15 protein-coding genes are annotated in these 16,983 nt (G+C 67.3%); 6 read left to right on the forward strand and 9 right to left on the reverse strand.

All coding sequences use genetic code 11. The features are described from left to right. Positions 1–108: 108 nt before the first annotated feature. The 6 genes from ACODRZ_RS20805 to ACODRZ_RS20830 all read right to left on the reverse strand — a co-directional run bounded on the left by ACODRZ_RS20805 (position 109) and on the right by ACODRZ_RS20830 (position 6,907). On the reverse strand, positions 109–2,283 hold the full coding sequence (locus ACODRZ_RS20805) for a TonB-dependent siderophore receptor (RefSeq protein WP_488972502.1): 2,175 nt from the start codon (positions 2,281–2,283) through the stop codon (positions 109–111). 164 nt (positions 2,284–2,447) lie between these two features. After that, positions 2,448–3,704, reverse strand: a complete 1,257-nt coding sequence (locus tag ACODRZ_RS20810) for an adenosylmethionine--8-amino-7-oxononanoate transaminase (RefSeq protein ID WP_488972530.1) — start codon at positions 3,702–3,704, stop codon at positions 2,448–2,450. Positions 3,705–3,724: 20 nt separating this feature from the next. Next, positions 3,725–4,357, reverse strand: a complete 633-nt coding sequence (gene bioD, locus ACODRZ_RS20815) for a dethiobiotin synthase (protein WP_488972503.1) — start codon at positions 4,355–4,357, stop codon at positions 3,725–3,727. Continuing rightward, complete coding sequence (locus ACODRZ_RS20820; protein ID WP_488972504.1) at positions 4,354–5,139, reverse strand: methyltransferase domain-containing protein; 786 nt, start codon at positions 5,137–5,139, stop codon at positions 4,354–4,356. Before ACODRZ_RS20820 ends, bioD begins: the two co-directional genes overlap by 4 nt. Then, positions 5,136–5,747, reverse strand: coding sequence for an alpha/beta fold hydrolase (locus ACODRZ_RS20825; protein WP_488972505.1), 612 nt, complete (start codon positions 5,745–5,747; stop codon positions 5,136–5,138). Before ACODRZ_RS20825 ends, ACODRZ_RS20820 begins: the two co-directional genes overlap by 4 nt. Next, positions 5,744–6,907, reverse strand: a complete 1,164-nt coding sequence (locus tag ACODRZ_RS20830; protein ID WP_488972506.1) for an aminotransferase class I/II-fold pyridoxal phosphate-dependent enzyme — start codon at positions 6,905–6,907, stop codon at positions 5,744–5,746. Before ACODRZ_RS20830 ends, ACODRZ_RS20825 begins: the two co-directional genes overlap by 4 nt. Before the next feature lie 140 nt (positions 6,908–7,047). Here ACODRZ_RS20830 and ybeY point away from each other — a divergent pair, with 140 nt between their 5' ends. The 4 genes from ybeY to ACODRZ_RS20850 all read left to right on the forward strand — a co-directional run bounded on the left by ybeY (position 7,048) and on the right by ACODRZ_RS20850 (position 10,437). Further along, positions 7,048–7,554, forward strand: coding sequence for an rRNA maturation RNase YbeY (gene ybeY, locus ACODRZ_RS20835; RefSeq protein WP_488972507.1), 507 nt, complete (start codon positions 7,048–7,050; stop codon positions 7,552–7,554). 7 nt (positions 7,555–7,561) lie between these two features. After that, positions 7,562–8,479: a hemolysin family protein gene (locus ACODRZ_RS20840; RefSeq protein WP_488972508.1), complete on the forward strand. Its 918-nt coding sequence runs from the start codon at positions 7,562–7,564 to the stop codon at positions 8,477–8,479. 55 nt (positions 8,480–8,534) lie between these two features. Next, positions 8,535–9,419: a LysR substrate-binding domain-containing protein gene (locus tag ACODRZ_RS20845; protein WP_172705104.1), complete on the forward strand. Its 885-nt coding sequence runs from the start codon at positions 8,535–8,537 to the stop codon at positions 9,417–9,419. Between the two features lie 295 nt (positions 9,420–9,714). Further along, positions 9,715–10,437 carry a DUF2059 domain-containing protein gene (locus ACODRZ_RS20850; RefSeq protein WP_488972509.1) on the forward strand — a complete coding sequence of 241 codons (723 nt, stop codon included), beginning with the start codon at positions 9,715–9,717 and terminating at the stop codon, positions 10,435–10,437. 122 nt (positions 10,438–10,559) lie between these two features. Here the strand turns inward: ACODRZ_RS20850 and ACODRZ_RS20855 are convergent, their stop codons facing one another. Continuing rightward, the gene (locus tag ACODRZ_RS20855) at positions 10,560–11,579 is read right to left on the reverse strand and encodes a PhoH family protein (RefSeq protein ID WP_036525997.1); all 1,020 of its coding nucleotides are present in this window, start codon (positions 11,577–11,579) and stop codon (positions 10,560–10,562) included. 261 nt (positions 11,580–11,840) lie between these two features. On the opposite strand from ACODRZ_RS20855, the gene ACODRZ_RS20860 reads away from it, so the two are divergent. Further along, on the forward strand, positions 11,841–12,332 hold the full coding sequence (locus ACODRZ_RS20860; protein ID WP_036525999.1) for an RcnB family protein: 492 nt from the start codon (positions 11,841–11,843) through the stop codon (positions 12,330–12,332). Positions 12,333–12,473: 141 nt separating this feature from the next. Here the strand turns inward: ACODRZ_RS20860 and ACODRZ_RS20865 are convergent, their stop codons facing one another. Beyond that, the gene (locus ACODRZ_RS20865) at positions 12,474–13,166 is read right to left on the reverse strand and encodes an alpha/beta fold hydrolase (protein WP_488972510.1); all 693 of its coding nucleotides are present in this window, start codon (positions 13,164–13,166) and stop codon (positions 12,474–12,476) included. After that, positions 13,163–14,509 (reverse strand): tRNA (N6-isopentenyl adenosine(37)-C2)-methylthiotransferase MiaB, encoded by a 1,347-nt coding sequence (gene miaB, locus ACODRZ_RS20870; protein ID WP_488972511.1) that lies wholly within the window; start codon positions 14,507–14,509, stop codon positions 13,163–13,165. Before miaB ends, ACODRZ_RS20865 begins: the two co-directional genes overlap by 4 nt. A 724-nt stretch (positions 14,510–15,233) precedes the next feature. On the opposite strand from miaB, the gene argS reads away from it, so the two are divergent. Next, the gene (gene argS, locus ACODRZ_RS20875; RefSeq protein ID WP_488972512.1) at positions 15,234–16,982 is read left to right on the forward strand and encodes an arginine--tRNA ligase; all 1,749 of its coding nucleotides are present in this window, start codon (positions 15,234–15,236) and stop codon (positions 16,980–16,982) included. Position 16,983: the final 1 nt, after the last annotated feature.

A 16,983-nucleotide genomic window follows, 5' to 3' on the forward strand; every position in this document is an offset into this window, starting at 1 on the left:
ACGGTCATCGGATGGGTCCCCGCCTTCGCGGGGATGACGAAACAGTATAAGCCGATCTGGGCGCCAGCCCCTGATCAGAAATAGGCCCCGATCAGAAATAGGCCCCGATCAGAACTTGTAGTTTGCGCTGATCGTGAAGTTGCGCGGCGCGCCGTAGCGGTACTGGCTGAACGAGCCGATCTGGCTGTAGTACTTCTTGTCGAACAGGTTCTCCAGGTTGCCCTGGATCTGCAGCGCCTCGCTGACGTTGTAGCGCGTCATCAGGCTGACCAGCGTGTAGCCGCCCTGCTGGAAGCGGAAGGCCGCGCCGGTGTAGGGGTTGAGTCCGTCGGTGTAGGCCTTGGAGCGATAGTTCACGCCGCCGCCCACGGTCAGCCCGTCCAGCAGGCCGGAAAGATCGTAAGTGGTGAAGATTTTCAGCAGCTTGCGCGGCTGGTCGGGATTGGCGATGGCGCCATTGGCATCCTTGGCCTTGAACTGGCTGTAGCTGGCGTTGAGGTTCCAGCCCGGCATCGGCTCGCCAGTGGCCTCGATCTCGAAGCCCTTGCTGGTGACGCCCTGCGCGGCGCGGTAGGGCTGGATCGGCGTGCTGCCTTCGACCGGGATCGGCGCGCCGTCGGTGATGCCGACATTGTCCTGCTCGATGCGGAACAGCGCGATCGAGGTCTGCAGCGCGTTGCCGAAGAAGTTGCTCTTCAGGCCGATCTCGTAGGCATTGCCGTTGAGCGGGTCGAGCAGGTTCAGGTCGCGATCGCGCAAGTTCTGCGGCTGGAAGATCTTGGTGTAGCTGGCGTAGATGCGGTGGTTCGAGGCGACGTCATAAAGCGCGCCGACGTAGGGGATGAACACATTGTCATCGCCGTAGTCGCTGGTGCCGCTCCAGGCGAAGCCCTTCTGGCTCCAGCTGGAGATACGGCCGCCGACGATGACCTTGAGCGGATCGGCGATGTTCATGCGCAGTGCGCCGTAGTAGCCGGTCTGCTCGATGCGCTCCTGTTCGTTGCGCACGGCGGTGGTGCCCCAGACGGGCTCGGGGAAGGGCAGGCCCTTCTGGCCGATGAGCGGCGTGTTGGTGGCCCACGAATTCAGCCCGGTGCCCCAGGCCGGATTGTTCTCCGTGTAAGGCGCGACATAGTTGTCGGTGTGGCGCTTCAGGACGCTGTGCAGCGCGCCCAGGACGATCTCGTGGTCGCGGCCGAACAGGTTGAATTCACCCTTCAACTGCGCGTCGAAGCTGTTCTGGACGCTGAGACCCTTGGACTTGTACGGGTTGCTGGATTCGATCGTGCCGGTCGCCTTGTCGACGCCGCCGTACATGTAGAGCAGCTGGGTGTCGCCGGTGTTCTTCAGGCGGTTGTAGTTGACCGTCAGGTTCCAGTTGTCGCCGAAGCCTTGGCGCACCGTCGCGTAGATGTTCTGGTTGGTGCTGTTCCAGTAGGTCCAGTCGGCGGCCGTCGTCTGCGAGCGTGGCAGGTCGGTGGTGGTGCCGTCCGTGTAGAACGTGGGCAGCGAGCCCCAGCTGGCGCCCTTGGGCTTGGTGTCCTGGTGGCTGATGCCCGCGCGCACCAGCGTGGAGTCGGTGAGGTCGGCCTCGACCACGCCGTACAGGACCCACTTCTTGCGGTCCTGGATGTCCATGAAGTATTCGCCTTCCTCGTATCGGCCGACGACGCGGGCACGCACGCGGCCGTCCGAGGTCAGCGCGCCGCCGACGTCGGCGGAAAGGCGCCAGGTGTTCCAGCTGCCGATGCTGGCGTTGGCATAGCCGGTCAGCTCGGTGGCGTCGGCATGCTTGCGCACGAGGTTGACCGAGGCCGACGGGTCGCCCGCGCCGGAGAGCAGGCCGGTGGCGCCGCGCACGATCTCGACGCGCTCGTAGATCGAGACGTCGATGCTCGTCTCGCCGTTGCCGCCGGCGAGGGTCCATGCTGCGGGCACGCCATCGACCTGCGTGTTGCGGATCTCGAAGCCGCGCGCGAAGAACGAGTTGCGCACGTCATCGACTTCGCTGACGGCGACGCCGACGCCGTTCACGATCACGTCCTTAACGCTGATCAGGTTCTGGTCGAGGATGCGCTGTGCGGTCACGATCGAGACCGACTGCGGGGTTTCCTGAACCGACAGACCAAGGCCGGTGGCGGTGTCGATCTTGTTCTCGATCGTGTACTTGCCGGTGACGACGATCTGGTCATCGCCTGCCTCATCGCCGGCGCTCTGGGCCACGGCCGGAGTGGCGCCGAGAATGGTGGCGCATCCCACCATCAATGCGAACTTGAACTGCATTGGAAATCCCCTGATTGCGAATGCAAGGCACCCGATTGCAGGCGCGGCTAACGGGAATGCGTATCATTCGCAATAGCAATATTGCGCGACAATTGCATTTGGCGCCGAATGTGGCAGCGCGGTAACGCAACATGCTCGCTGCTCGGGAGTGCCCAGGCGGGCTATCAGAACGAGACGACGGCCTCGCCGATGGCGTTCCATACTTCATCGAGCTGGCCGTCGGTGATGCAGTAGGGCGGCATCACGTAAATCGTATTGCCTAACGGGCGCAGCAGCACGTCGCGGCTGCGGAAGAAGGCCATGAGTTCGGGCGCGAGGCTGTCCATGTAGCCGCCGCTGCCCATCGTGCGCATGTCCAGCGCGGCGATGGTGCCGAGCGTGCGCGGGTTGTCGAAGTGGCAGAACCGGCCCAGCTTCTCCAGCCAGGCCGACTGGCGGCGGGCGAGGTCGTCGATGCATTCGCGCACCGGCTCCTCGGCCCAGATGGCGAGGTTGGCGGCGGCGGCGGCGCAGGCCAGCGGGTTGGCGGTGTAGCTGGAGGAATGGAAGAACATCTTCGCGCGGTCGGTGGACCAGTGCGCGGCGAAGATCGCCTCGGTCGCCATCGTCACCGCTAGCGGCAGCGAGCCGCCGGTCAGGCCCTTGGACAGGCACAGGATGTCGGGGACCACGTCGGCCTGTTCGCAGGCCAGCAGGGTGCCGGTGCGGCCCCAGCCGGTCATCACCTCGTCGGCGATGAACAGGACGCCGTATCGGGTGCAGATCTCGCGCATCGCCCGCAGCGTTTCGGGGCCGTAGACCAGCATGCCGCCCGAGCCGAGGATCAGCGGCTCCAGGATCAGCGCGGCGATGTCGCCCTCGCGGCACAGGGCTTCGAGCGCGTCGAGCGTATCCTGCTCGGCCCCGGCGGCTGGGTAGGGGATGCGGCCAACGTCGAACAGCAGCGGCGCGTAAGGCTGGTTGAACACCCCGCGCGCGCCCACCGACATCGCGCCGATGGTGTCGCCGTGGTAGGAATGCTCCATCACCACGATGCGATGGCGCGCTTCACCTTGCGCATGCCAGTAGCCGAGCGCCATCTTGAGCGCGACCTCGACGCTGGTGGAGCCGCTGTCGGAGAAGAACACCCGCGTCAGTTCGCTGGGCATGATCGCGGTCAGCCCGGCGGCGACCTGCTCGGCGGGGTCGTGCGTCCAGCCCGCGAAGATCAGCTGGTCGAGCTTTTGGGCCTGCTCGGCCACGGCGGCCATGATGCGTGGGTGGCAGTGGCCGTGCGTGGTCACCCACCAGGACGAGATCGCGTCGATCACCGTGCGCCCGTCCGCCGTGTGCAGCAGCGCGCCTTCGGCATGGGTGACGAGCGGGATCGGCTCGCCCAGCCCGTGCTGGGTGAAGGGGTGCCAGACGGGGGAAGCGGCCAGAGAGCCAGAACGCGGTAGCGTCACGCGAAGTCCTTCAGGCGGAAGTTTGCGGCAAAGGCGGCGGCCAGCGTCTCGGGAGTCAGCGGATCGAGGCGGGGCAGGCGGCCGAGGCGTTTTACATTGCCCATCGCGCAGATGGTGGCCTCGCTGTCTTCCGCCGGATCGCCGACGAAGGCCACGCCGAGCACGTCCACACCGCGCGCGCGCAGGGCCTCGATCGAAAGCAGCGAGTGGTTGATCGTGCCCAGCATCGTGCGCGCCACCAGCACCACCGGCTCGCCCCAGCGGGCGAACTGGTCGGCGTAAGTCTCGGTGCGCGAGATCGGCACCAGTGCGCCTCCCGCGCCCTCTACCACCAGCGGGCCATCGATTTCCGGCAGGGCTAGGCGGGCGGTGTCGATGGTGACGCCGTCGATCTCGGCGGCGAGGTGGGGGGAGCAGGGCGTGGTCAGGCTATAGGCTTCGGCCAGCACCTTGCCCTCGGGCAGTCCGCCGAGAAAGCCGACGCGCTGGGCGTCGGGGCCTTCCTCCTCGATCCCGGCCTGCACCGGCTTCCAGTAATGCGCGCCCAGCGCCCCCGCCAGCGCGGCGGCGAAGACGGTCTTGCCGATGCCGGTATCGGTGCCGGTCACGATCAGGGTGCGCTGGGTCATTGGGGGCTCACGTAAGGAAATGTCGGGGCGCGGCGCAAGTGGCAGGTCACCACCTCGTAAGTGACGTTGCATCCGCTTTGGGCGAACCGCGCCATCACGCTGCGCAGCTGCGCCGGATTGAGAGGCCGGTGCGAGGGCGCGGAGGTGCCCGCGCCGATGGCCTTGACCGCGCGCACAAAGGCGCGCGGATCGGGGTGGGTTTCGGTCACGTCCTCGACCAGCAGCGTTTCGGGGGAGAGCGTCGCGAAAGCCTCCACCGGGGGGTAGGCGGGGGTGCCGGGTGCGATCCCCTCGGCCTCGTGCGCGGCGCGCCACTCGTGGAAACTGCGCGGTCCCAGCGTGGTGACGACGAGGTGCCCGCCGGGCGCCAGCCACTGCGACAGGCGGGCGAGGGCGGAGGGCGTATCGTCGAACCACTGCACCGCAAGGCTTGAGCAGATGAGGTCGAAGGGCGCGCCTTCGGGGGTGCCGTGCTCGCCGTCGAGGGTAGCGAAGCGCAGGGTTCGTGCGTTGTCGGAAGCGGGGAGGGCGGCGCGACAACGCTCCACCATTTCGGGCGCAATGTCGGTGACCAGCCAGTCGCCGCCGATGCCCTGATCCATCAGGGCGGAGGTCAGGAAGCCGGTGCCGCAGCCGATCTCCAGCACGCGCGGCGCGGGCGGAAGGTCCAGCGCGGCGATGCGCGCGGCGAGGGTCGTGGCGACCTCGCGCTGGATGCGGGCGTGGCCGTCGTAGTCGGGTGCGGCGGCGAAGGCGCTGCGGATGCGCTCGCGGCGGCTCATGCGAGCATCCCGCGAACGGCGGCGGCGCACAGCTGCGGGGCTTGCTGCGGGAGGAGATGGCCGCCCGCCTCGTGGTCGATGCGGCGGACCTGTGCTCCGGTGAACGTGGCGGCGCGCATCTCGGGCGGGAGCAGCGGGTCGGCGCCGCCGTGGATCGCCAGTATCGGCACGTCCGGCAGCGACGGGGCGGCGTCGCGCAGGCACAGGAGGTCGGCGGCGAGCGCTTCGGGGTCGATTTCTCCGAAGGCCTCGGTGGAGCCGCAAGTCTTGCGGAACTCGGCCAGCACGCCGCGCGGGTCGGTCTCGAAGCGGCGCAGCATGCGGTCGAGCACGCGGACCGGGACACCGGGGCGGCCGGGAACGGCGGAGAAGCGCTCGAACCCGTTGATCGCGACGATGCCGATGAGCCCCGGCGGCGGCGCGGCGAGGACGCGCATCGTCCCGAAGGAATGCGTCACTGCGATGCAGGAGCCTTCGACGGCAGGCGCATGCGGCGCGCCGAAGTAGCCGCGATCGTCGATGACGTGCGCCCGCTCGGGCAGCAGCGCGGCGAGGGGTTCCCAGAAACGGTGGTCGAAGCCCCAGCCGTGGGCGAACAAGAGCTTCACCGATGCGCCTCGATCGCGGCGAGCAGGGCGTCGATACCGGCCTCCGAATGCCCGGCGCGCAGGGCTAGGCGCAGGCGGCTGGTCCCGGCCGGCACCGTCGGCGGGCGGATCGCGGAGGCGAGGAAGCCCGCCGCCTCCAGCCTTGCGGAGAGAGCCATCGCCTCGTTCTCCGGTCCGATCACGGCGGGCACGATCTGGGTCGAGGACGCGCCGTGATCGAGGCCGAGGCGGGTCAGTCCCGCGCGCAGCCGGTCGCCCAGTGCGGCGAGGTGCGCGCGCTCGGCATCCATGCCCGGCAGCAGGTCCAGCGCGGCGTCCACCGCGCCCAGCACGGCGGGCGGCGGGGCGGTGGTGAAGATGAAGCCGCTCGCGGCATTGGTCAGGTAGTCGATCAGCACCCGCGATCCGGCCACGTAGGCACCGAAGCCGCCCAGCGCCTTGCTGAAGGTGCCCATCACGAGGTCCACCTTGCCCGGCACCAGAGCCGAAAGCCCGCGTCCCTCGGGGCCGAGCACGCCGGTGGCATGGGCCTCGTCGACGAACAGCGCGGCGTCGTGGCGCTCGGCGACATCGGCGAGGCGCACCATGTCTGCACGGTCGCCGTCCATCGAGAACACGCTCTCGGTCAGGATCAGGCGGGCGGGAGCGTCCGCGCCCTTTTCTGCGAGCAGGGTTTCGAGGTGGTCGAGGTCGTTGTGGCGGAAGCGGTGCTGGCGCACGCCCGCCATCGCGATCCCTGCGTGCATGGAGGCGTGGATCAGCCGGTCGGTGAATACCGCGACGCCCGGAATGGCGGAGAGCAGCGCCGGGATCACCGCCGCGTTGGCCTGCCAGCCGCTCGCGAAGATCAGCGCCGCTTCGCAATGCTTGAATTCGGCGATGCGGGCTTCGAGGGCGAGGTGCGCCGCGCTCGTTCCCGTCACCAGCCGCGAAGATCCGGAGCCTGAGCCGTCCCGCGCGGCCCACTCGGCCGAGCGCTCCACCAGCAGCGGGTGGCGCGCGAGGCCGAGGTAGTCGTTGCTGGAGAAGTCGAGCATCGTGCGCCCGGCGCGCTCGATCCGGCCGCCGGGCAGCAGGGTCGTGGCGCGCAAGGTCCGGCGCTGTCCGGCGCGGGTCACGCGCTCCAGCGCTGCCTCGAGGTGTGAATCGAGCCGGCTCATGCCTCGCCCGGTATGGCAAGCGGGTCCTTGGCACAATGGGCGGTTTGTCCGACGCGGGGATTGAACCCTCGTCGTCCCGGATCAAGTCCGGGACGACGATGTGCTCGACCCCGGCCACCCCGCGCGATAAGGCGCAATCCATGGACCTCGAAATCGACATCGAAGAACCCTGGAGCCCCGCGACCGACTGGGCCGACCTCGCGCAGGCCGCGCTGGAAGCCCTCGTTACCCTCGCGCCGGAGTTGGACAACGAGCGGCTTACCACCAGCCTGCTGTTTACCAGCGACGCCGAAGTCCACGTCCTCAACCGCGAATGGCGTGCCAAGGACAAGCCGACCAACGTGCTCTCCTTCCCGATGCTGGAGCGCGCGGCGCTGCTCGATCTGGACGAGGACGGGCCGCCCGAAATGCTCGGCGACCTCGCGCTGGCGTGCGAAACCTGCACGCGCGAGGCGGCGGAGAAGGGCATTCCGGTCGAACACCACGCCACTCACCTCATCATCCACGGCCTGCTCCATCTGGCGGGCCACGATCACGAGACTTCGGACGAGGATGCTGAGGCAATGGAAGCGCTCGAAACAAAGGCACTTGCAGTTTTAGGCATTCCCGACCCATATGGGGACCGCACTGCAGCAACAGGGATTTAAACGTACGATGGCCGACAATGGCCGCCACGCCGACTCCGGTTTCGGAGAAGGGGACAGTACCAACACGCTTTGGCGTGCATTCAAGCGGCTTTTCCACGCAGAGGGCGACCAGTCCCTGCGCGCCCAGCTTGAGGAAGTCATCAACGAGCACGAAGGTGAGACCAGCACCGCGCTGACCGGCGACCTGTCGCCGATCGAGCGGCAGATGCTGCGCAACCTCCTGCATTTCAGCGAGCACGATGCCGACGACGTCGCCATTCCGCGCAGCGAAATCGTGGCGATCCCCGCCTCGGCCAGTTGGGCGGACGTGGTAGAGGCCTTCGCCGAGCACGGCCATAGCCGCATGCCGGTCTATGGAGAGACGCTCGACGCCATCAAGGGCATGATCCACATCAAGGACGTGTTCCCGCTGCTCGCCCGCAATGCGCCGCCGCCGGAGGACTGGACCACGCTGATGCGCCAGCCGCTCTACGTGCCGCAATCGCGCGGCGCGCTGGACGTGCTGGCCGACATGCGGGCGCAGCGCACGCACCTTGCGGTCGTGATCGACGAGTACACCGGCACCGACGGCATCATCACCATCGAGGACCTCGTGGAGGAGATCGTCGGCTCGATCGAGGACGAGCACGACGATGCGCCCGAGGAATTGCTGGTTGCAATCGACGCAGGTATGTGGGACGCGGACGCCCGAGCCGAACTGGACGATGTGGCCGAGCGGATCGACCCGCGATTGGCCGAAGTCGAGGAAGCGGTGGATACTCTCGGCGGCCTGGCTTTCGTGCTGGCCGGACAAGTGCCCGAAGTGGGCGCGGTCCTGGACCACGAAAGCGGCTGGAAGATCGAGGTGACGGACGGCGACGAGCGGCGCGTGACGCGGCTGCGCCTGCATCCGCCCGTGGAAGAGTTGGAGAGCGAGGCCGAGTAACCGCTGTCGCCGGACCCTCCGGCGGCGGCCATAACCGAGTGAAAAGACCGCAACAGTGCCAGTACGTCGTCTACCTCCCCTGCGTGCGCTCGAAGCTTTCGTGCGCGTGGTGCGTCTCGGTTCCGCCAAGGCGGCGGCCAACGAACTGGCGCTCAGCCCCTCGGCCCTGTCGCGCCGCGTGGCCGCGCTGGAGGACTTCACCGGCAAGCGCCTGTTCACCCGCCAGCATCAGGCGATGAAGCTGACCGACGAAGGGCAGGCGTTCTACACCGCCATCGCGCCCAAGCTGGAAGAACTGGCCGAGGCGGTCGAGGCGCAGATCGATCGCGGTCAGGTGCTGCGTCTGCATCTGGGCGTGCCCTCGCTGTTCGGCGGCCAGCGGCTGTTCCCGCGCCTGCCGGAACTGCGCAAGCTGCATCCGCGCCTGCACATCGACATCGATACCGGCGCGCATCTGGAAGACCGCGTCGGCGATACGCTGGACGCTGCGATCATCCTCGCGAAGGAGCCGGACCCGCAGTATTACCGGGTGCAGCTCGATCACAACAAGGTCTATGCGATCACCTCGCAGGCGCTGGCCGAGGAACTGGGTCCGGTGCCCGACGAGGCGAAGCTGTCGCGCCAGACGTTCCTGATCCATCAGGACCTGCCCGACAGCCTCGATGCGTGGAAGCGCGCGATCGACTTGCCCGATCTCGACCCGGCCTCGGTCGATCGCTTCGATTCCGGCCAGCTGGTGCTGGAGGCGGCGGCGCAGGGTCTGGGCATCGCAATCATGCACGACGACCATTTCCGCCGCTCGCACGATACCCGCCTCGCGCGGGTCTACGACATCGAGGTGGAGAGCCCGTACCGCTACTGGTTCGTGTGTCGCCCCAAGTCGCTGGAAGCGCGGCCGGTGCGCATCTTCCACGAGTGGCTGCTGCAAGCGGGGCTTTGACCTTTCGGGGGCGGGACTGACCCTCTAGTCCACGCCTCCGTCACCCTGAACTCGTTTCAGGGTCCATTATGCAGGCTGCCTCGGGGGTATGATTCCACCAGCTGCGAGGGCGGTTCGCTATCCCACGCGCAGCGTTTGCGGCTTGATGGACCCTGAAACGAGTTCAGGGTGACGAAGTGCGAGGTCGCGGGTCCGGGGCAGACCACGACCAACCGTCATTTTCATTTTTCCCATAGCGGCGAACGGGATATGCCCAGCGGCGTCCCGTTAGAGCGGGCCTGTGGGAGTATCTCAGATGCGTTTCGTCCTTACCGCTTGCGCCGCCCTGCTGGCGTCGGCTTCTCCTGTTCTTGCGGCCGAGCCTGTAGCTGCCACCGACCCGGCGCGTCTTGCCGCTGCGAAGCAGACGGTCGACTACGTGTTCCCGCTCGGGACCTATGGCCGGATCATGAACGGCACGATGGACAAGATGATGGATTCCATCATGGATTCCATGATGCAGATGCCGCTCAAGGACCTTGCCGGGATCAGCGGCGTCGATACCGAGAAGCTGGGCAGCGGCACCATGGCGCAGATCATGGAGATCTACGACCCGGCCTTCAAGCAGCGCATGTCGGCCACCACCCGTACGATGATGACCGACATGATGGGCCTGATGACCCAGTTCGAGCCCGACATCCGCGACGGTCTGGCGAGCGCCTACGCCGGGCGGTTCGACGCGAAGCAGCTGCAGGAGATGAACGCCTTCTTCGCCACGCCGACGGGCAAGGCCTACGCCGCGGATTCCTACATCATCATGATGTCGCCCGAGGTCATGAACAGGATGCAGGCGCTGATGCCCCGGCTGATGAAGGAAATGCCGGCGATCATCGACAAGGTGAAGGCATCCACCGCCGATCTGCCCGCCCCGCGCAAGTACGCGGACCTCAAGAGCGCCGAGAAGGACAAGCTGGCCGGGCTGCTCGGCATCTCGCGCAAGGAGCTGGACGAGGGCGAGGCGAAGAAGGCGGCGGAGTAACAAAGCCCACCCCGTCCGGCTAGGCGCTGCGGGCCAAGCCTCCCGGCCCTCCCGCAAGCGGGAGGGCAATCACAACCTACTCCCCTCCCGCTTGCGGGAGGGGTTGGGGGTGGGCCTTTCTCTTAAGCGTCCGGCCCCTCGTAAGCCTCGACGATGCGGCCGACGATCGGATGGCGCACCACGTCCGCCGCCGTGAAGCGGGTCACCGCGATGCCGTCCACGCCCTCCAGCCGGGCGACCGCGTCGGCGAGGCCGGAATGGCGGTCGCCGCCGGGGATGTCGACCTGGCGCGGGTCTCCGCACACCACCATGCGGCTGTTCTGGCCGAAGCGGGTGAGGAACATCTTCATCTGCTCGCGCGTGGTGTTCTGCGCTTCGTCGAGGATGACGAAGGCATCGGCCAGCGTGCGGCCGCGCATGAAGGCGATCGGGGCGATCTCGATCTCGCCGTTGGCAAGGCGGCGTTCCACCTGCTCGGGCGGCATGCAGTCGTACAGCGCGTCGTAGAGCGGACGCAGGTACGGATCGACCTTGTCCTTCATGTCGCCGGGCAGGAAGCCCAGCTTTTCGCCCGCCTCGACCGCCGGGCGCGACAGGATCAGGCGCTGGACCGAGCCGGTCATCAGCTGGCTGACGGCCTGCGCCACCGCCACGTAAGTCTTGCCCGTACCCGCCGGGCCGAGCGCGAAGATCACGTCCGACTTCGCGAGTTGGCGCATGTAGTCGATCTGCGTCGCCGAACGCGGCACGATCGTCTTCTTGCGGGTGCGGATCATGATCGGCGGCGCGCCCGCGTCGCCGGTGATGATGCCTTCGAGGGTGGGTTCGGTGCTCATCGCGATCAGCGATTCGATCGCGCCGGAATCGAGCGCCTGCCCCATCTCCAGCCGGTGATACATGCCCTTGAGGGTGTCGCGCGCGCGGGCGACGGCATCGTCCGGCCCTTCGATCTGGATCTTGCTGCCCCGGGCGGAGATGTACACGCCGAGGCGGTTCTCCACCTGCACCAGATTTGAATCGAATTGCCCGAACAGGGCTCCCAGCAACACAGGTTCGTCGAAATCTATTTCGACACGCGCCCGGCGATGGGTTTCGGGGCGGAACTGCGCCGGATCAACGGCACGGGCTGCTTTGCGGGCCATGTGCTCCTTTCATGCGAGATTGATGTCTCGTTCTATCGTGAAGATGGCTCCACAGGGCGCGCCCCGCAAGGAGGTTTCTGCAAAATTTCCTGCGTTTCGTCGGGGATAACTGCGCGTTTCGGCGCTCCGGCATGCAACTGTCGCAAGGGTGCGACACTTATGTCCCCACGCTGCACGCCGCATTCCCGGATCGTTCAGGAGCGCGCGGGCAGTTTCCAATCAGAAGGCCGGATACGGCTCTTGAGAAGAAGGAGAATACAGGTGCGCAAGTTCTTCATGATTGCCCTGGCTGCCGGTGTGGCCCTGCCGACCGTCGCGGTCCCGACCATGGCCTCGGCCCAGAGCGCCCGCGAAGTCCGTGACAGCGCCCGCGAGGTCCGCCGCGACGAGCGCGACCTGCGTCAGGCCCAGCGCTACGGCGACCGCCGCGACGTCCGCGATGCCCGCCGCGATGTGCGCGACTCCCGCCAGGAACTGCGCGAGGACTGGCGCGACTATCGCCAGTCGCATCGCAACGACTACCGCCGCCCGGCCTACGTCGGCCCGCGCGGCTATCGCTATCGCCCGGTGACCGTGGGCTACCGTTTCCAGCCCGCCTACTACGGTGACCGCTACTGGGTGCGTGACTATGCCCGCTACCGCCTGCCCGCCCCGCGCGCCGGCCATCGCTGGGTCCGCTACAACAACGACGTGGTCATGGTGAACACCCGCACCGGCCGCGTGGTCACCGCGCACAACGGCTTCTTCTGGTAAGAAGCACGCCCCCTTGCAGGAAGAGCCCCGGAACGCGAGTTCCGGGGCTTTTTCGTGGATGCCCGCCTTTCGTCATTGCTTCGCTGCGCTCGCAATGACGAACCTGTGTGACCTTGACTTGCCGTTGGCGGACAGGCTCGTCTACGCCGAAAGCCACTCACGCAGCGCCGCGTTCACCGCTTCCGGCCGCTCCATCGGCGCCATGTGGCCGCATTGCGGGATCGTCACCAAGGTCGCACCCGGCACGGCCTGCGCGATCGTGCGCGAATAGTGCGGCGGCGTGGTGCGGTCGTCCTCGCCGACCAGCACCAGCGTCGGCACCGTGATCGCGGCGAGGCCCGGCAGCGGATCGGCGCGGGCGATGATCGCGCCCTGCTGGCGCTCGAACGCCTCGATCCCGACGCGCAGGGCCATCGCCACCACCGCATCGCCGATCGCCGGGTCCGCCTGCGGATGGACCAGCAGGCCAAGGCTGCCGCGCAGCACTTTCTCGAAGCCGCGTTCCCGCGCGGTCCTGACGGCAGCGCGGCGGACGGCGGCATAGTCGGGCGCATCAGCCGTGGCGCTGGTGTCGAGCAGGGCGAGCCGCGTGACCCGCTCCGGCGCGCGGGCGATCACTTCCATCGCCACGTAGCCACCCATCGAGAACCCCGCGAGCGCGAAGGTATCGGGCGCGTCGTCGAGCAGCCGCTCGGCCATGGCGGCGATCGAGCCGTCGCTGAGCGTATCGGCGACGGTCATATCCGCCACGTCCGCCAGCGAAGCAGTCTGGGCGCGGAAGACCTCCGCGTCGCAGGTCAGGCCGGGGACGAGGACGAGTGGCTGGCGACTCACGCCACTTCCGCGGCGAGCGGCACTGCCCCAAGGCTGTTTGGCCCCGCGCTGGTGATCTCGACGCGCACGATCTGGCCGACCTCCGCCTCGCCGGTGAAGTGGACCGACTGCAGCCAGGGCGACTTGCCGAGCCACTGGCCGGGGTGCTTGCCCTTGCGCTCGACGAGCACGTCACAGGTCTTGCCGACGGTTGCGGCGTTGAACGCCAGCTGGTCGCGGTTGAGTGCCGACTGGAGGCGCTGCAGCCGCTCGTCCATCACGGCGGCGGAGACCTGGTCGTCCATCGTCGCGGCAGGCGTACCGGGGCGGGGCGAATACTTGAAGCTGAAGCACTGCGCATATCCGACCGCGTCGACCAGCCTCAGCGTATCCTCGAATTCGGCCTCGGTCTCGCCTGGGAAACCGACGATGAAGTCGCCCGACAGCGCAATGTCCGGCCGCACCGCGCGCACCCGGTCGAGGATCTTGAGGTAGCTCTCGGCCGTATGGCTGCGGTTCATCGCCTTGAGCACGCGGTCGTTCCCTGCCTGCACCGGCAGGTGGAGGAACGGCATCAGCTTGGCGTTCTCGCCGTGGGCGTCGATCAGGCCCTGCGTCATGTCGTTGGGGTGGCTGGTGGTGTAGCGGATGCGCGCCAGCTCCGGGATCGCCGCCAGTTCGCGCGCCAGCCCGTCGAGACCGACCGTCTGCCCCTTGGCGTTCTCGCCGGTCCAGGCATTGACGTTCTGGCCGAGCAGCGTGATCTCGCGCGCGCCGGCCTCGACCAGCAGCTTCGCCTCGTCGATCAGCGCGGCATAAGGGCGCGAGACTTCGGCGCCGCGGGTATAGGGCACCACGCAATAAGTGCAGAACTTGTCGCAGCCTTCCTGCACGGTCAGGAACGCCGTGGGGCCGGACCGCTTGCGGCGGGGCAGGGCGTCGAACTTGGTCTCGGCGGGCATGTCGGTGTCGGTGACGCGCTCGCCCGCGCTGGCGGCGCGGACCATCTCGGGCAGGCGGTGGTAGGCCTGCGGGCCGACGACCATCGTTACCGCGGGCGCGCGGGCCATGATCTCCTCGCCCTCGGCCTGCGCGACGCAGCCGGCGACGGCGATCATGGGTGACGATCCGTCCTCGCGGTCCCAGTTCTTCACGAGGCGGCCGATGTCGGAATAGACCTTCTCCGCCGCCTTCTCGCGGATGTGGCAGGTGTTGAGCACGACAAGGTCCGCCTCCTCGCCTTCCGGCGCGGCGGTGATGCCCTGTTCGGCGAGCAGTTCGGCCATGCGGTCGCCGTCATAGACGTTCATCTGGCAGCCGAAGCTCTTGACGCGGTAGGTCCGGGGAGTCGCAGTCGTTTGCATCGCGCGCCGTTAGCGCAAAAGGGTGGGTTTGGACAGGGGGCTGCTCCGGGGTGGAGGGCAATGGTGCGGAAATGACAATGAGGAGTGGGGAACCGCCATTGCGCCCTCGCCCTGCGTCATCCTGAACTTGTTTCAGGATCCATCGGGCAGTTGGTGCCGAAGCCGGGAGGCGAAAGCCACCCCGTCGATTTAGCCGCTCATGAACTGGGCGATCGGCCGGATGGACCCTGAAACAAGTTCAGGGTGACGGTGGGTTTGGGTGGTAAGCTGCCGTCTCAAAATCAGATCGTCATCCCAGCGAAGGCTGGGACCGCTATCGTCATGTCGCGGTGTTTCGGCGAGGCGGGATGAAGCTCCCAGTGCCCAGCCAACAGGACTCATCATGGTCATAGCGGTCCCAGCCTTCGCTGGGATGACGATGGTATATGAACGAGGGCCTTGGGGCGCTTACGGACCGCCCGCTTTCCTACAGACCGCCCAGTCCGATACATTATCCCCATGCTCCGCCCGAACCTTCCCGGCCGCACAAGGTTACACCGCAAGGTGACACATCCTCCTCACAAGGTGACACATGCCCCGCAAAATGTGTCACCTTACCCCCGCAAGGTGACACTTTCCGGCCCAAGGTGACACCTTTCCCCTCTGGACCGTGTCAACGGTGTACACCTGTCACCTTGCAGCGCCCTGTTTCCCTTCTTCCATACTTGGGCTATCCGCGCGCGTCATGAGCACTACGCAGACCCTTTACGCCGCCTTCGCAGGCCACCTTTCCGCCGCGCTCGATGCGCTGGAAGCAGCGGGCACGCTGCCGGGCGGCCTCAAGCGAGGCGCGATCACGGTCGAGCCGCCGCGCGATCCCTCCCACGGCGACCTCTCGACCAACGCCGCGATGGTGCTGGCCAAGCCCGCCGGCCTGAAGCCTCGCGATCTGGCCGAGGCGCTGGTGGCGGAACTGTCGAAGCTCGATTCGGTGACGTCTGCCGAGATCGCAGGGCCGGGCTTCATCAACCTGCGACTTTCCTCCGCCACGTGGCTGACCGAACTGCGTGCGATCGCCGATCTCGGCGCGGACTACGGCCGTTCGACGATGGGCGGCGGGACGACGGTGAACGTCGAATACGTCTCGGCCAACCCGACCGGGCCGATGCACATGGGCCACTGCCGGGGCGCGGTCGTCGGCGATGCGCTGGCGACGCTGCTGGAGTTCGCGGGCCACAAGGTCACCAAGGAATACTACGTCAACGATGCCGGCGGGCAGGTGCAAGTGCTCGCCCGCTCGGCGCACGTGCGCTACCGCGAGGCGCTTGGGCACGACGTCGGCGCGATCCCCGAGGGGCTTTATCCGGGCGAATACCTGGTGCCGGTAGGCCAGCAGCTCGCCGCCGAGTTCGGCGAGATGTACGCTGCCGCACCCGAGTCGGAATGGCTGGCGCTGTTCCAGAAGAAGGCCGTCGCCGCGATGCTGGTGATGATCAAGGACGACCTCGCGCTCCTCGGCATCCACCACGACCTGTTCTCGTCGGAGGCGGAACTGCAGGCCAGCGGCAAGCCCGACGAGGCCGAAGCCTGGCTGCGCGCCAAGGGCCTCGTCTACGACGGCGTGCTCGAAGCGCCCAAGGGCAAGACGCTGGAGGACTGGGAAGCGGTCGAACTGCCGCTGTTCAAGTCCACCGCGTTCGGCGACGATCAGGACCGCCCTATCAAGAAGTCGGACGGCACCTGGACCTATTTCGGCGCCGACCTCGCCTACCACTTCCAGAAGGCCCAGAGCGCCGACGCCCTCGTCGATATCTGGGGTGCGGACCACGCGGGCACCGTCAAGCGCATCAAGGCTGCCGTCGCCGCCATGACCGGCGCTGACGGAGAACCCACGCCATTCGAGATCAAGCTGGTCCAGATGGTCCAGCTGCTGCGCGACGGCGAGCCGGTGAAGATGTCCAAGCGTTCGGGCAATTTCGTGACGCTGGCCGAAGTCGTCACCGAAGTGGGCAAGGACGTGGTGCGCTTCACCATGCTGACCCGCAAGCCGGAAGCGCAGATGGACTTCGACTTCGCCAAGGTCGTCGAAGCCAGCAAGGACAACCCGGTGTTCTACGTCCAGTACGCCAATGCCCGCGTCCACTCGACGCTGCGCAAGGGGCTGGCCGAGGGCGGCTTCACCCCCTCGGGCGAGCACGTCGAACTGCTGGGCGACGAGGAACTGGAACTGGTCAAGCTGGCCGCGCAGTTCCCCCGCATCGTCGAGGCGGCCGCTGCCGCCCGCGAGCCGCACCGCATCGCCTTCTACCTCGGCGACGTTGCCGCCGCGTTCCATGGCTACTGGAACCTCGGCAATGACAGGGTGGAAAAGCGGTTTGTTAACGCGCAGGATGCAAAGCTGACGGGTGCGCGGCTTTTCCTGGCGGCGCAGATCGGGCAACTTGTCCGCAACGGCCTGACTCTGCTCGGGGTCGAGGCGGTGGAGGAAATGTGAT

It is taken from the genome of Novosphingobium sp. FG90 (assembly GCF_057808725.1).